This is a genomic window from Marinomonas vaga, from assembly GCF_055388305.1.
Genome location: NZ_AP043903.1, coordinates 2,851,868 through 2,867,017 on the forward strand (window position 1 = coordinate 2,851,868; position 15,150 = coordinate 2,867,017).

Below are 15,150 nucleotides of genomic sequence, written 5' to 3' on the forward strand. Positions count from 1 at the left end.
TTTCACTATAATTCGCGCCCCATTTTTAACGGCTCTGGTTTTACGTTCCAGAAAGCATTAGGAGAAAGACGTGTCAAAAGTTGTTGTGTGTGCCCTGTATAAATTTGTTCAGCTAGATCAATACGAAGCCTTGCGAGAGCCGCTGCGTATTATGCTAGAAGAGAATGGTATTCGTGGAACCTTGTTGCTGGCGAAAGAGGGCATCAATGGTACGGTGGCCGGAAGCCGTGAGGGAATCGATACCATGTTGGCTTGGTTAGCTGAGCAACCTGGTTTGGACAATATTGGTTACAAAGAATCATACGATGACGACATGCCGTTTTACCGCACAAAAGTAAAACTGAAAAAAGAAATCGTCACCATGGGGGTTGAGGGCATAGATCCACGTAAAGTGGTGGGTACCTATGTTAAACCAAAAGACTGGAACGCTTTGATTTCTGATCCGGACGTGGTGTTGGTTGATACACGTAACGACTATGAGTTCCAAATCGGTACCTTTGAAAACGCCGTAAACCCTAAAACCGATACGTTCCGTGAATTTCCTCAGTACGTAAAAGAGAATCTTGATCCTCAAAAGAACAAGAAAGTCGCCATGTTCTGTACGGGGGGGATCCGCTGTGAAAAATCTACAGCTTACCTAAAAGAGCAAGGTTTCGAAGAGGTGTATCACCTTGAAGGGGGTATCCTTAAGTATCTAGAGGAAGTGCCTGAAGAAGAAACCATGTGGAAAGGTGAGTGTTTCGTTTTTGATAATCGCGTGTCCGTAAACCATAAATTGGAAAAGGGCGAATATGACCAGTGTCATGCGTGTCGTATGCCGATTACGGAAGAAGAGAAACAAGACGAGCGCTTTGAGCAGGGCGTAAGCTGTCCACACTGTTTTGATAAGTACACCGATGAGCAGCGTCGTCGTTTTGTAGAGCGTGAGCGTCAGGTGCAGCTAGCGAAAGAGCGTGGTGAAGCCCATATTGGCGCTGAAGTGTTGGATGCCGTTGAGAAACACCGTCGCGAAAAAGAGCTTGAGCGTGAGCGTCAACGTTCTGTCGGCAAAAAAGACTAAATTTACTTAAATGCTTACCAAAAGCCAGCTAAGTGCTGGCTTTTTTGTCTGTGTTTATGGTCTTGGTTAGCAGGCTTGCTAATTGAATCAAATGCCAAAGCTGCGTTTCTTTTCTTGCTCAAAAAGCTTAGAATTCAGTTAATTACGACATAAGATCGTTGTACTTAGGTACGGCGTGAAAATTCAATGCTGCACAAGCGGCTTTCAATCATTCACCAGATCAGACTGCATGAGCTATCAAGTACTCGCAAGAAAATGGCGACCTCAAACCTTCCTTGAAATGGCTGGACAAGACCACGTCTTGCAGGCGCTGGTCAACGCCCTACGTCAACAGCGTTTGCACCATGCCTATTTGTTTACCGGTACCCGAGGGGTAGGTAAGACCACCATTGCTCGTATCTTTGCCAAATGTTTGAACTGTGAGACTAATGGCATCTCCCCTGAGCCTTGCGGCACCTGTGACAGTTGCCGTGAAATAGCGGAAGGGCGATTTGTTGATCTGATTGAAGTGGATGCGGCTTCCCGTACTAAGGTAGAGGATACCCGTGAGCTATTGGAAAACGTTCAATATGCTCCGACTCGAGGCCGTTTCAAGGTCTACCTTATAGACGAAGTGCACATGCTCTCCACGCACTCGTTTAACGCTCTATTGAAAACATTAGAAGAGCCCCCTGAACACGTTAAGTTTTTGTTGGCCACCACAGACCCGCAGAAACTACCTGTCACCATTCTGTCCCGCTGTTTGCAGTTCAATCTAAAGAATATGTCCGCTCAGAGAGTGGTTGACTACCTGCAAACGGTCCTTGGTGCAGAGCAAGTAACCTATGATCAACCCGCCTTGTGGCAAATAGGGCAAGCGGCGAACGGTAGTATGCGTGATGCCCTGAGTTTGACAGACCAAGCGATTGCATTTGGTGACGGTCAAATTTCTGAGTCCAGCGTTACTGCTATGCTAGGGCTGGTGAACCAGAGCCAAATTTTATCTCTACTAGAATCTGTGGCGGCTAAAAATGCTGTTGAGACCTTGGCAAAAGTGGACGCTCTAGCGGATTACCAGCCAGACTTTCACTCTATTTGTGGTGCCTTGCTGGATACTCTGCACCGGGTGGCTGTCGAGCAGCAAGCGCCAGGTGTCTTGGTGGATCAGATAGGTGACTTGGAGCGAGTGAAACAGCTTGCTCAAACCGTCTCAGCAGAAGAAATTCAAGTGATGTACCAGAGCTTGCTGGTAGGGCGTCGTGATTTACCTTTATCACACTCCCCAAAGGCGGGTTTTGAAATGCTGATGTTGCGTTTAATTGCATTCCGTCCTGCAGGTAAAATGACCGTAAGTTATGATGCGCCACCTGCGCCAACGGAAGAAAAAAAAACAGCTGAATCCGTAGTCCCTCAAGGGAAAGAAACCTCTGAGACACCCTATGGTGCCGAAGACGTTGGGGAAGCTCAACCGACGGCAGAATCATTCCAGGCTGAATCATTCACTCCAGAACCCCCTTTGGCAGAAAAACCTGAACTGGTGGCTAGCCCAGAGCCAACGGCTGTTTTGGAGCAAGAGCCTGAGCTTGCTCAGCCTGTTGCTAGTGTGTCTGAACCACTGCCGGAAAGCGAACGACCACCATGGGAAGACGCGCCAGCTGCACCTGATTTCCATGAAGAAGCATTAGTAGAGAGTGTTGTCGAACCAGCGGTTGCTGAGCCAGAATCCGTATCTGAGCCTGAGCCTGAGCCTGAGTCACCGGCGCCTGTTTCTGATAGAGCTCCAGGGATTGACCCAAGTGAACGCTTGTCGCAAATGTTGTCCCAAGACAATGGTTCTGATGACGAAGAGTCTGATGAAGAAGCAGAAGAAAGGGCTATTGCTGAGACGGAAGATCCTTTTAGTACTGCTGCGCATCTGGTTGAGGCTGTGGTGGATGATGAGCCTGAAGAGGTGGATGAGTCCAGCTTATCCATGGCCGCTCGGACGGTGGCTGATACAGTGACTCAGCCAGCGCTAGGGATGCCCCTGCCAGATATTGCTCACTTTAAAGATATGACGATGAATCTTTGGTGGTTAGTGGCTCCAAGGTTGAAATTAACCGGATTGGTCCAAAATATTGCTATGAACTCGTCGTTGGTTGATGCCTCCGAGCATGGTATTAAGTTGCAGGTGCCACTGGAATACGGGCACATGCTCAACCAAACGCGATATGAACAAATTCAGTCACAGTTGTCAGAGTTCTTTTCAACTACTGTGCCCTTGATCATAGATACGGTGGCGGAAGTAGATGGTGTCACAGCGGAAGAGTTTGCGGCCAGCAAACGTGCTGAGGCACTTCAGTCCGCCATTGACCATTTAAACGCACATCCAGTGGTGAAGGCATTAGCCGAGTCATTGGGTGGGCAAGTGTTATACGATACTGTAAAAGTTAAAGCTTAAACCTTTATTGGAGAAGATTATGTTAAAAGGTGGAATGGGTAACATGATGCGCCAAGCGCAGAAAATGCAAGAAAACATGCAAAAAGCCCAAGAAGAAATCGCCAATATGGAAGTGGAAGGTCAAGCGGGTGCTGGTCTTGTGAAAATCACCATGACCGGGCGTCATGATGTGAAGCGTGTCTCTATCGATGACTCTTTATTTGAAGACGATAAAGAAATGCTAGAAGACTTGATCGCAGCGGCAATGAATGATGCGGTCCGTAATATTGAGGCGACTTCAAAAGACAAAATGTCTGAGGCAACTGCGGGTATGCCGATTCCTCCTGGTTTCAAAATGCCATTCTAGGAGTTGACGTTTGTTCAGCCCATTGATTAAAGAACTGATCGAATCCCTACGCTGTTTGCCCGGTGTAGGGCCTAAGTCTGCCCAGAAAATGGCGCTCTATTTATTAGAGCGTGATTCTCAAGGGGCGGATCGTTTGGCCGAAGCATTACGTCATGCTCTGGATAAAGTTGGCCGTTGTAGCCAATGTCGAACCTTGACTGAAGATACCCTCTGCCATATTTGTGCAGACGAGGGGCGTAACAATAAACGACTGTGTATTGTGGAAACCCCTGCGGACGTTATTGCTATCGAAAGCACGAAACAATTTGATGGTCTTTACTTTGTGCTCATGGGGCACTTATCTCCTATTGATGGTATTGGTCCGGATGAACTGGGGCTAGATCGCCTAGACGCCTTGAGTGACCATCAAGGTGTTGAGGAGGTTATCATTGCCACCAACAGTACTGTTGAAGGTGAAGCCACCTGTCACTATATTGCCCAGATTTTGAAACCGAAAGGTATTGATGTCAGTCGTATTGCCCAAGGTGTCCCTATGGGGGGCGAGCTCGAATACGTCGATGGCAATACTTTGGCGCTCGCGCTTGAAGGCCGCAAAAAACTCTAACATGGATAAACAAATGGAAACCCCTGAGATTATTTGGGTCGAAACCGATAGTGCGTTGCAAGAGTGGTGTGCGTACTGGCAAACCCTGCCATTTATCGCGGTAGACACAGAATTTGTTCGACGTACCACTTTTTACCCAGTAACCGGGTTGATTCAGATCTCTGAAGGGCAGAAAGCCGTCCTGATTGATCCGCAAACCATTTCTGATTGGTCGCCATTGCGTGATCTATTGGTCAATGAAGACGTCATGAAGGTGTTCCATGCGTGCTCAGAAGACCTTGATGTGTTCGATAATTTGCTTGGCGTGCTTCCTACACCCTTTTATGACACACAAATAGGTGAAGCCTTTGCTAGTGGGCAGTGGTCTGTCAGCTATGTGAAGTTAGTAAAAGCCTATTTAGATATCGATGTGGCGAAAGATGAAACCCGTTCAGACTGGACACTGCGCCCGTTAACCGAAGCGCAAAAGCGTTATGCAGCGTTAGATGTTACGTTTCTGGCTCAGATTTATCCGATGCAAAAGCAGGCCCTATCTGAAAAGGGGATGTTAGACTGGGTGATGGAAGATGCGGAGAGCTTAAAGTGGCAGTATCGCCAAAATAATGACCCTGAACAAAACTGGGAAGGGATTAAGGCTGCTTGGCGTTTAAGCCCTAAGAGCCTAACCTTATTGCGACTGTTATTTTTATGGCGTGATGAGCGTGCCCGTGCAGATAACATCCCTAAAGGGCAAGTGCTAAAAGACCGTACCCTTTGGGCCATCGCCAAGTTTATGCCGGAAAACACCAAGGCTGTGGGGAAGATGGAAGATATTTCTCCCAAGCAAGTGCGTCTATACTCCGATACTGTGATTGAGAAGGTCGAGATCGTCAATCAGCTCAGTGCCGATGAATATCAAAACCCATTGCCAGCGCCTCTTCCTTCTGATGCAGGAGACTTGTCTAAGGCAATGCGTGGATACCTTAAAACACTCGCGCAAGAGTTAGATGTGGCCCCAGAAGTTGTCTTGAAACGACGACTATTGGACCCACTTATGCGCCATATTTATGAAGGTTCTCCAATGGACTGGTCTAATCCAGCTTTTAATGGCTGGCGTAAAGACAAGGTTGTTGCGCCCCTATTGGCTCAGTTTGCGAACTGAGATCTTTTACTATTGAGTAATACCTTATGAGTCAAATGATTATCCAAATTTTTCGGTCATCTAAAAAAGATGAGATGTACCTTTATGTGGAAAAGCAAAAAGGGGTAAAGGACGTACCTGAAGCTCTAATGGAGCGCTTTGGTAAGGCGGTTCCTGTGATGACTATGTTGCTTACGCCCGAAAAGAAGCTGGCACGTGCGAATGCCAAAGATATTATGGACGCCATCCAAGAGAAGGGCTTTTATTTACAGATGCCGCCAGCTCGTGAGGAGTACCTGCTAGATATCTACAAAGCACCTACGGAAGCCCGTTACTAATATGATCGCGAAACGTTATGAGCCGTTTTGGAAGACCACGCCCATGGCTGAGATGTCCCAGTCAGAATGGGAGTCTCTTTGTGATGGCTGCGGTAAGTGTTGTCTGCAAAAACTGGAAGACGAAGACACTAACGAAATCTTCTACACTAATCTTTCATGTCATCAGCTAGATATTGGCGCATGTCGTTGTAAAGTGTACGAACAGCGCCTTGAAAAAGTCGCTGGTTGCTTGTCCTTGAAGCCGGAAGACGTGCCAGAATTCGATTGGCTGCCGGATACTTGCAGTTATCGACTGCTGCATTTGACTGGAGATTTGCCCAATTGGCATCCCCTAGTAGTGGGCAGTGATCGTGAGATGCAGCGTCAGGGTCTCAATGTCAGTCACTACGCTGTTAACGAAAACACCGTTGACGATGAGGACTGGCAAGAACATATTATCAAGTGGGTGCATGGGATGCCCGAAAAATACGAGCCATATTAGTGCCTGTTCTATATCAAACCGGCGCGTAACCTTTATAAAGTCGTTAGGGAGCCAAACGTGGTAATCAGAAAAAGTATCGTATCGTACATTGTCTTATTGCTGCTGTTAATGGCGCCCCTAGCGAAAGCGGATACCCAATTTCGCCTGATTGTTGATGCGTCAGGTAGCATGTTAATCAGTGATCCTGACAAACTTACTGCTGAATCCCTCAAACTCATTTCTGATCTAGCTCCGGAAGAAAGTGCGTCACTAGGCGTTTGGCTATTTGGTGAGCGGCCACGAGTATTGTTTCCAGAGGCGATGGTTAACCCAAGCACTAAAGCTGACCTTCAAGAAGCAATAAATAGCTATGTGCCGGGGGATTTGAAAACCGATTTAGAATCTATCGTTCGATTGCTGTCCCAAACACCAGACCTTCCCCAGTTGCAAGGTGATATTAATCGCCACTGGATCCTTGTAACCGATGGTATGGTTGATATCAGCTTGGATGAGGCCGTTAATGAGGCTTCCCGTGAACGCATTACCAGTGAGTTGGCCGCAGGGCTGGCTGAGAAAGGTGTCCATCTGCATACGGTGTCCATGACAGGCTATACCGACAAGGAATTATTGCAGTCCGTTTCAAACCTAACGGATGCTACCCATACAGAAGTCGCTACCCCCGAAGACCTACTGGATACCTTTGATCGTATCTTCTCTCAAGCGTCACCATCGGAAGAAGTGCCCTTTGAAGGCAATCAATTCTTCATTGATGATGCCATTGAAGAGGCCACTTTACTGGTCTTCCACCAAGAGGGAGTTTCTCCCGTCATTCGTCAACCAGGCGGCACTTTGTTACCTATGTCGGCGGCCAATGTTTCATCTGTTGAAGATACTCACTATACCCTAGTCACTGTTACCAAGCCTAAAGTGGGTACTTGGGAAGTAGAAAACGTAGACTTAGAACGAAGCAATGTGCGCGTCATCACAAAGTTGAGTGCCCAAGCGACGAAGGTTGCCCCAGTGTTGTTTGTCAATGAACCCATTTATTCCACGGTGGGGCTGTTTCAAGACGGGCAATTGATTGATGACCAAGAGTTTCTTAACTTAGTTGACGTGACTCAACGACTGCAATTACTCAGTGGCGAGACAGAAAAGCAAATCCTAAACACCGCTCTACCGATTGCGAATAATCAATTCAAAAACAAAGTAGAGCAGCTCACCAGCGAAGGCAACTACGAGCTCATCTCAGAGGTAGATGGAAAGACCTTTGTACGTAAATTAAGTCAGTACTTTGCCGTGACAGCCCCTATTAGTGTTGAGGTGGAGCGTCAGAGTGACAATTTGGTTTTGTTTTCTGCGAAGCCTACCAATATGCGCCTGAACCCATTACGCAGTAATGCTCGACTTGTGCTGAGCTTTAGTGATGGGTCAGAAGAGACAGTTGAAATGCCGCTAATCGGAGAAGGTTATTGGCAGAAGATTTACCCTGTGCCTCCTAGTAATGTGGTGTCTGCCTATGTTCGTTTAGTAGGGATTACTCGTACCGGTGTTAGATTTGACTATGAGTCGGAAAATTGGACTCTGAGTCGTCAAGGGGCAGAGCCTGTTTCAGTTAGTCGAGGTAATGCTGACAACAGTCCTGAACTCGCTGCTGTGGCGGCTGTTAATCGTGATTTGATGCCGGTTGTTGTGACGCCACAGTTCTCTGTGGTTGAACCAGATCAAATCGAAGAGCCCGCTCCAGCAGATGAAGAGGTGGCGCAAGAGGCGCCAGAGCTTACCCCTGAGGAAGAGTTGGCCGCAGAGAATGAAGCGATTCTAAATAAGCAGGATTGGATTTTATACGGCGTTTTAAATGGCGCTGTCATATTAGTGTTAGTGGGAGGCTATCTAGTTTTCCGCCGTATCCGTAATAAGCGTAAACAGCAGGCAATAGACGAAATCGATGTGTGAGTTATTAGGCATGAGTGCCAATGTCCCTACGGACATATGTTTTAGTTTTTCTGGCCTGAGGGCGCGTGGTGGTCGAACAGGGCCCCACAAAGATGGCTGGGGGATGGCCATGTATCGGGACGACAGTGTTTGGTCGATCCATGATCCTCGTCCTAGTTCTGACTCGGATATGGCAGAAGTCATGAGTAATACTTCTTTGAAGTGTCATATTGTGATCAGTCATATTCGACAAGCGAATGTGGGTCATGTGTGCTTACCCAACACTCATCCATTTAGCCGTTTACTATGGGATAAAACCTGGACCTATGCGCACAATGGCCAATTGGACACACCCCAAGACCTAGCAATATTGAGCCATTACCCCCTTGGTACAACGGATTCGGAGCGTGCTTTCTGTTGGATAGTAGAGCAGTTGCTGGCGAAATTTGGCGATACTATGCCAAAGGTCGAGGACCTAACGAACACCTTATCCGAGCTCTGTGACCGTTTACGGGAAAAGGGCGTCTTTAATATGATGTTGTCCAATGGGCAATATTTATTTTGCTACTGCACTACTAAGCTTCACTGGATCACTCGTCGTGCTCCCTTTAAACCTGCCACATTGGCCGATGAAGACATTACGGTGGACTTTAAGGAAGTGACCACGGACAAAGATGTGGTGACTGTAATAGCGACGCAACCATTGACCCATGATGAAACTTGGCAGCAGATGCATGCAGGTGAGCTGTGTGTGTTTGAGGCAGGAGAGTTGATTCAGCAAATCAAGCCAAGCCCTGATAGTTAATAGAAAAATTACCAAGCTAAAAAAGCCGACTCTGGGAATCGGCTTTTTATATGGAAAGTAAGCTTGAGCAGAGTGTAGAGTGTTAATTACTGAACCAGCTCGTTGTCACTGAATTCCCCTTCGAATAGGGCGGTAGACAGGTAACGCTCCCCAGAATCAGGTAGCACGACCACAATCTTTTTGTCAGCAAAATCTGCTTCTTGGCTTAAGCGCTCTGCGGCAACCACAGCGGCACCACATGAGATACCACAAAGAATACCTTCTTCACGCATTAGGCGTTTTGCCATGGCAATGGCATCTTCGTTGCTAACTTGTTCCACTCGGTCAACCACTGATAAATCCAGGTTGCCAGGCACAAAGCCAGCACCAATACCCTGAATTTTATGAGGCGCTGGTGTCGGTGTTTCGCCATTAATAGTTTGTGTGATCACAGGGGAAGCGGTTGGCTCCACGGCTACGCTGGTAATGGCTTTGCCTTGGGTGTTTTTAATGTAACGGCTAACACCTGTGATGGTGCCACCTGTGCCCACCCCAGCAACGAATGCATCAATTTCGCCGTCCGTGTCTTTCCAGATTTCTGGGCCAGTGGTTTGCTCATGAATTTCTGGGTTAGCTGGGTTTTCAAACTGTTGCAGCAAGACAAAGTTTGGATCTTCGGCAATTTCTTTGGCTTTCTCGATGGCGCCTTTCATTCCTTTTGCAGGCTCAGTCAAAACAATGTTTGCCCCAAGCGCTTTCATGACTTGGCGACGCTCAAGACTCATACTTGAAGGCATGGTGATTGTGATTGGGTAGCCACGGGCTGCCGCCACAAAACATAGGGCAATCCCTGTATTACCGCTAGAAGGCTCGACTATGGATTTGCCTTCGCTGAGGACGCCACGTTTTTCCGCATCCCAAACCATGTTGGCACCGATACGACATTTAACTGAGAAAGCAGGGTTGCGTGCTTCTACTTTTGCCCAGATGTTGCCATTACCAATTCTGTTTAGGCGAACCAACGGTGTGTTACCGATGGTCAATGAGTTGTCGTTGTATACTTTCTCAGACATTACACATCCTTCCTGTTTATGTATGAACGGTTGCCCTAGATTAGGGATTTTCAAACCACTATAAACCGATGTAAGGGCAAGGGGTAAGAATTTCAAACTATAAGGTTAGATGAATCGATAGGAATTGGGATAATCCTATACACACTCACGGATGTCTCCATTTTGATGGTAGAATAATTAAATAAATTAGTTAGTTAGATAAGGCTTAATCAGGTGCTCTACTTGATTAAGACGAAGAATAAATCATGGCAAAACATCAGGACAATCCATTGCTCAACACCGATCAACCTACGCTCATGACCCGCGATCGTCACGCAATCACCCGAAAGCTAGAAACGATTGAAAATCGACGTAAACAGTCCCAGCCTACCGATAGGCTTGAGGCTGAATTGGCGGATCAAATTGAGCGTTCCAAGGCGCTCTATGAGGCCAGATTGGCCCGTGTTCCTGAGATTACCTATGACGAAGCTTTGCCTGTGTCTAACCGCAGTGAAGAAATCATCGAGGCCATTCGTGATAACCAAGTGGTGATCATAGCTGGTGAAACTGGCTCGGGTAAAACCACCCAATTACCCAAAATGTGTCTACAAGCTGGACGAGGAATTGCGGGTCAGATAGGTCATACTCAACCTCGACGCATTGCAGCACGCAGTGTCGCTGATCGTATTAGTGAAGAGCTCAAGGTTAAGTTGGGTGAAGCGGTGGGCTTTCAGGTTCGTTTTACCGATGAAAGCCAAGAAGAAACGCTGATTAAACTGATGACAGACGGTATTCTTCTAGCGGAAATTCAACAGGATAAATACCTGCAAAAGTACGACACCATCATCATTGATGAGGCCCACGAGCGCAGTCTTAACATCGATTTCTTACTTGGTTATTTGAAGCGGGTATTGTCTAGCCGCCCTGATTTAAAAGTAATCGTTACTTCCGCCACCATTGATGTGGAACGTTTCTCTCGCCACTTCAATAATGCACCAATCATTGAAGTCTCTGGTCGAACTTATCCGGTAGAAGTGCGCTATCAGCCCCTGTTAAGCAAAGCGGATGTGGATGAGCTGGACGAAGATCAATCCATGGAGCAAGGGATCTTGGATGCAGTGACTATGCTCATTGCTGAAGAGAAACAATCTGGCTACCGGGGCGCTGGTGATATTTTGGTGTTTTTGCCCGGTGAGCGTGAAATTCGTGAAACTGCAGAGTTACTTCGCCGAGAGCAATTACGTAATGTGGAAGTTCTGCCCCTTTATGCCCGCCTTAGCAGTAGCGAGCAACAGCGTATTTTCAAATCCCATGGGGGACGACGTATTGTTCTGTCCACTAACGTAGCGGAGACGTCTCTGACCGTACCGGGTATTCGTTATGTGATTGATCCTGGCTTGGCGCGTATTAGTCGCTACAGTGTACGCTCAAAAGTCCAGCAGCTTCCTATTGAAAAAATCAGCCAAGCCAGTGCCAATCAAAGGGCAGGGCGATGTGGCCGTGTGGCAGATGGTATCTGTGTTCGTCTCTATGATGAAGACGATTTCAGCCGTCGTCCTGAGTTTACCGATCCTGAGATTTTTCGTACCAATTTGGCCTCGGTAATCTTGCAAATGGCGAATTTGCGTCTGGGCGCTGTAGAAAAATTCCCCTTTGTGGAAATGCCTGAGCAGCGCATGATCAACGATGGTTATCGTGCCCTAAACGAGCTGGGAGCCATTAAGAAAGATAGGCTGACTCAGATTGGTCGACAGTTGGCCAAACTGCCTATTGATCCTAAGCTTGGGCGCATGTTGATTGCCGCGAACGATTATCATGTTTTAAAAGACGTGGCCATCATTGTCAGTGCTTTGTCGGTACAAGATCCAAGGGAGCGCCCTCAAGATAAAAAGACTCAATCGGATCAATGCCACGCGGTGGATAAGGATGAGCAGTCCGATTTCATGGTGCTTTTGAATTTGTGGGAGCGCTACGAAGGTCAGCGACAAGAGCTGTCTCAAAATCAATTGCGTCAGTACTGCCGCAAGCAATTTTTAAACTTTATGCGCATGCGTGAGTGGCGTGATATACACCGTCAAATTTTAATTGCGTGTAAGCAACTCGGTTTTAAAGAGGTGAACCATGAGGAGCGCCAATATGATTCCATACACCGTGCGTTACTAGCAGGCTTGTTTACTCAAGTGGCGAATAAGATGGATGAGTCAAAAGAAATGCTAGGATGCCGTTCCCGCAAGTTGGCTATTTTCCCTGGTTCCATGTTGTTTAAAAAGCCTCCTCAATGGGTCATGGCAGCGGAATTAGTCGAAACCAGCAAGCTTTACGCTCGTATTGTGGCTAAGATTGATCCTCAGTGGGTAGAAGATTACGCTGCCCCTTTTGTTAAACGTCAGTATTTCGATCCCCATTTTGAGCGTAATCAGGGGCGCGTAGTCGCTTATGAGCAGGTGTCACTGTATGGATTGATCTTGGTGGCCAAACGCCGTGTAGATTATGGTCATGTGCATCCTGAGGACGCGCGCGAGGTCTTCATTCGCCAAGGTTTGGTGGAAGGGGGCTTGCGGTCAAAGGTGGCGTTTTACCGTGACAATCAAGAGCTGATAAAGACCGTTGAAACCCAAGAAGCTAAACTTCGTACTCGAGACATTTTGGTGGACGATGAGGCCGTTTACCAGTTCTACCACCAGCGGTTACCAGAGGATGTGCGTAATCAGAAATCCTTAGAATTCTTTGCCAAAAAGAATCCTGATCTGCTGAAAATGACTCGGGATGATTTAATTAATCAAGATGTAAACGTTGATGAGTATGCTTTTCCTGATAACTACTCATTAAATGGGGTGGCACTACCGATTGATTATGAGTTCGCACCAGGGCAAAGCAAAGACGGTGCAACGCTTAAGGTTCCTGTCGGCTTGTTGCGTCAGCTCAGCTTAGACGAGTTAGGTTGGGCTGTGCCGGGGTATGTGAAAGAGCGGTGTGAATCACTTATTCGAGCATTGCCCAAGGCATTACGCCGTCGTTTTGTACCGATTCCACAATTTGTGGATCGCATTTACCCAAATCTTTCTAAGGATAAGGGTGATCTGCTAGAACAATTGTCTTTGCAGATTAAGCGGGAGACTTTAATTGATATTCCGCTAACAGAGTGGTCTGCAGAGAAGCTTGAAGGGCATTTAACCCTGAACATTGATGTGGTGGACGAACGTGGCAAGATATTGGGATCAGGTAAAGACTTGTCAGAGTTACAGAGCCGTTTTGCGAAAATGGTTGAGCAAAGCTTTGCTAAGTTCGGTACTCAAAAACACGAACAAACGGCCCTGACCGCTTGGCCTGATACGGATGTGCCAGAGCGCCAAGAGATTAAGCAGGCAGGCATTCAGGTGACAGCATTCCCAGCATTGGTAGCAGAGAATGACACTGTTTCTCTAAAAATGTTTGATGATCCGAATACGGCTCTAGATGCCCACCGAAAAGGTGTTATTGCGCTACTTAAATTATCGTTACAAAAAGATATGCGCTATCTGGAGAAAAATCTTCCTAAACTTAGGGAGTCGATGTTGTTGTTTGCCCCCATTGGTAAAAAGGAAGTCTTGTTGAACGATTTACTTGATGCGGTGGTCGAAAAAGTGTTTTTGGATGAGAAGCCGCTGCCACGGACAAAACAGGCGTTTGATGCCTGTTTGCAGCAAAACCGTGGTCAGCTCGTCTCAATGGGTAATGATATGGCGTTGCAACTTCACAGTGTGTTGAGTGCTTATCAGAAGGTGGCTAAGCGAATGAAGGGGGCTATCCCGTTGCCTTGGACGAAAGTCTACGGCGACATCAAGCAGCAGCTTGAAAATCTCGTTTACCCAGGTTTTGTAGGTGCGACACCGCTGTTTTGGCTAGGGCAATTGCCGCGATACTTCAAAGGAGTTGAGGTGAGATTAGAACGTTTTCAGAACCATTTGAACAAAGAAGGCGTATTAGTAGGACAGTTGGAAGTGTTATGGGAACAATACACACGCCAAAAAAAGGCCCACGATGAAAAAGGCATATACGATCCCAATTTGACCAAATACCGCTGGTTGCTTGAGGAGTATCGTATTTCTTTATTTGCTCAAACCGTGGGCACCTTGGAGCCTATTTCTGAAAAACGATTGTCGAAACAGTGGCAAGACGTTAAAAAGTTAGTATGAGGCGCGTACGATGAGTTCAGTAATAAAACAATATCTCGTCGGTCTTGTGGTCCTATTTGCATCCGCATTTGTGGTGGCAGAGACTCCTGAAGACCCTTGGGAAGGTTTCAATCGCGCGGTGTTTGAATTTAATGACACCCTAGATCGCTACGCCCTAAAACCTGCTGCGGAAGGTTATCAAGCGGTGACGCCCACCCCAGTTCAAAAAGGGGTTAGCAACTTCTTTTCTAATCTCGGGGAAATCCCGAACATGGCGAATAACTTGCTTCAGGGTAAAGTCGATGAAACAGCTTCTTCCTTCTGGCGATTTGTTATTAATACAACCGCTGGTTGGTTTGGAATTTTTGATGTGGCCTCTGAATTAGGCTTGAAGCGCTACGAAGAGGATTTTGGTCAAACCCTGGGTTACTGGGGAGTGGATTCTGGGCCTTATTTAGTTCTTCCATTTTTTGGCTCATCTACTGTGCGTGATGCTAGTGGTATGGTAGTGGACTATTCTCTATACGATGGCTTGGATATGTACGACTTATCCAACGATGAGGAATGGATTGCTAGGGGCGTCAATATTGTTCAACTTCGAGCTAAATATCTGTCCGCTGAGCGTATGATATTTGGAGATCGTTACTCTTTTTTACGAGATGTATATATTCAGAGCCGTGAAGGTGCTGTAAAAGATAACCGTGGTCGAGAGTTGGGGAACCAAGGTAACTTGGATCCGATGCAAGGTGCTTCGGAACAGGGTTCATGGGACGACAATACTGATGATTCGTGGGGATCGGATTCTAGCTGGGGGGAAGAAGACTCTTGGGGAGATGATGATTCATGGGACAGCGAAGGCTCTTGGGGGGAAACGTATTAAG

The 15,150-nt window shown here is 47.0% G+C and carries 12 protein-coding genes; 11 read left to right on the forward strand and 1 reads right to left on the reverse strand.

All coding sequences use genetic code 11. The features are described 5' to 3' along the window. Positions 1-70: 70 nt before the first annotated feature. The 9 genes from trhO to ACZ5DR_RS13440 all read left to right on the forward strand — a co-directional run bounded on the left by trhO (position 71) and on the right by ACZ5DR_RS13440 (position 9,084). Positions 71-1,060: an oxygen-dependent tRNA uridine(34) hydroxylase TrhO gene (gene trhO / locus ACZ5DR_RS13400; protein WP_377367020.1), complete on the forward strand. Its 990-nt coding sequence runs from the start codon at positions 71-73 to the stop codon at positions 1,058-1,060. A gap of 229 nt (positions 1,061-1,289) precedes the next feature. After that, positions 1,290-3,479 (forward strand): DNA polymerase III subunit gamma/tau, encoded by a 2,190-nt coding sequence (gene dnaX, locus ACZ5DR_RS13405; protein WP_377367022.1) that lies wholly within the window; start codon positions 1,290-1,292, stop codon positions 3,477-3,479. Positions 3,480-3,498: 19 nt separating this feature from the next. Beyond that, a complete protein-coding gene (locus ACZ5DR_RS13410; protein WP_377367024.1) occupies positions 3,499-3,825 on the forward strand; it encodes a YbaB/EbfC family nucleoid-associated protein in 327 nt (108 codons plus the stop codon). A 10-nt stretch (positions 3,826-3,835) separates the two neighbouring features. Continuing rightward, positions 3,836-4,429, forward strand: a complete 594-nt coding sequence (gene recR / locus ACZ5DR_RS13415) for a recombination mediator RecR (protein ID WP_377367026.1) — start codon at positions 3,836-3,838, stop codon at positions 4,427-4,429. Between the two features lies 1 nt (position 4,430). Continuing rightward, the gene (gene rnd / locus ACZ5DR_RS13420) at positions 4,431-5,570 is read left to right on the forward strand and encodes a ribonuclease D (RefSeq protein WP_377367028.1); all 1,140 of its coding nucleotides are present in this window, start codon (positions 4,431-4,433) and stop codon (positions 5,568-5,570) included. Positions 5,571-5,596: 26 nt separating this feature from the next. Then, complete coding sequence (locus tag ACZ5DR_RS13425) at positions 5,597-5,887, forward strand: YcgL domain-containing protein (protein ID WP_377367030.1); 291 nt, start codon at positions 5,597-5,599, stop codon at positions 5,885-5,887. A gap of 43 nt (positions 5,888-5,930) precedes the next feature. Further along, positions 5,931-6,368 (forward strand): YcgN family cysteine cluster protein, encoded by a 438-nt coding sequence (locus tag ACZ5DR_RS13430; RefSeq protein WP_464543668.1) that lies wholly within the window; start codon positions 5,931-5,933, stop codon positions 6,366-6,368. A 57-nt stretch (positions 6,369-6,425) separates the two neighbouring features. Beyond that, positions 6,426-8,300, forward strand: a complete 1,875-nt coding sequence (locus tag ACZ5DR_RS13435) for a vWA domain-containing protein (RefSeq protein ID WP_377367034.1) — start codon at positions 6,426-6,428, stop codon at positions 8,298-8,300. Next, positions 8,293-9,084 carry a class II glutamine amidotransferase gene (locus tag ACZ5DR_RS13440; protein WP_377367036.1) on the forward strand — a complete coding sequence of 264 codons (792 nt, stop codon included), beginning with the start codon at positions 8,293-8,295 and terminating at the stop codon, positions 9,082-9,084. Before ACZ5DR_RS13435 ends, ACZ5DR_RS13440 begins: the two co-directional genes overlap by 8 nt. An 86-nt stretch (positions 9,085-9,170) precedes the next feature. Here the strand turns inward: ACZ5DR_RS13440 and cysK are convergent, their stop codons facing one another. Further along, the gene (cysK, locus tag ACZ5DR_RS13445; protein WP_377367038.1) at positions 9,171-10,136 is read right to left on the reverse strand and encodes a cysteine synthase A; all 966 of its coding nucleotides are present in this window, start codon (positions 10,134-10,136) and stop codon (positions 9,171-9,173) included. A gap of 245 nt (positions 10,137-10,381) precedes the next feature. On the opposite strand from cysK, the gene hrpA reads away from it, so the two are divergent. Both hrpA and ACZ5DR_RS13455 read left to right on the forward strand, forming a co-directional pair. Then, complete coding sequence (gene hrpA / locus ACZ5DR_RS13450) at positions 10,382-14,290, forward strand: ATP-dependent RNA helicase HrpA (protein ID WP_377367040.1); 3,909 nt, start codon at positions 10,382-10,384, stop codon at positions 14,288-14,290. A 10-nt stretch (positions 14,291-14,300) separates the two neighbouring features. Continuing rightward, on the forward strand, positions 14,301-15,149 hold the full coding sequence (locus ACZ5DR_RS13455; RefSeq protein ID WP_377367041.1) for an MlaA family lipoprotein: 849 nt from the start codon (positions 14,301-14,303) through the stop codon (positions 15,147-15,149). Position 15,150: the final 1 nt, after the last annotated feature.

Coding starts and splice junctions, on each gene's coding strand:
- hrpA (WP_377367040.1), top strand. CDS start 10,382: ATGGCAAAACATCAGGACAATCCATTGCTCAACACCGATCAACCTACG.
- ACZ5DR_RS13440 (WP_377367036.1), top strand. CDS start 8,293: ATGTGTGAGTTATTAGGCATGAGTGCCAATGTCCCTACGGACATATGT.
- ACZ5DR_RS13430 (WP_464543668.1), top strand. CDS start 5,931: ATGGCTGAGATGTCCCAGTCAGAATGGGAGTCTCTTTGTGATGGCTGC.
- cysK (WP_377367038.1), bottom strand. CDS start 10,136: ATGTCTGAGAAAGTATACAACGACAACTCATTGACCATCGGTAACACA.
- rnd (WP_377367028.1), top strand. CDS start 4,431: ATGGATAAACAAATGGAAACCCCTGAGATTATTTGGGTCGAAACCGAT.
- dnaX (WP_377367022.1), top strand. CDS start 1,290: ATGAGCTATCAAGTACTCGCAAGAAAATGGCGACCTCAAACCTTCCTT.
- ACZ5DR_RS13425 (WP_377367030.1), top strand. CDS start 5,597: ATGAGTCAAATGATTATCCAAATTTTTCGGTCATCTAAAAAAGATGAG.
- ACZ5DR_RS13410 (WP_377367024.1), top strand. CDS start 3,499: ATGTTAAAAGGTGGAATGGGTAACATGATGCGCCAAGCGCAGAAAATG.
- ACZ5DR_RS13455 (WP_377367041.1), top strand. CDS start 14,301: ATGAGTTCAGTAATAAAACAATATCTCGTCGGTCTTGTGGTCCTATTT.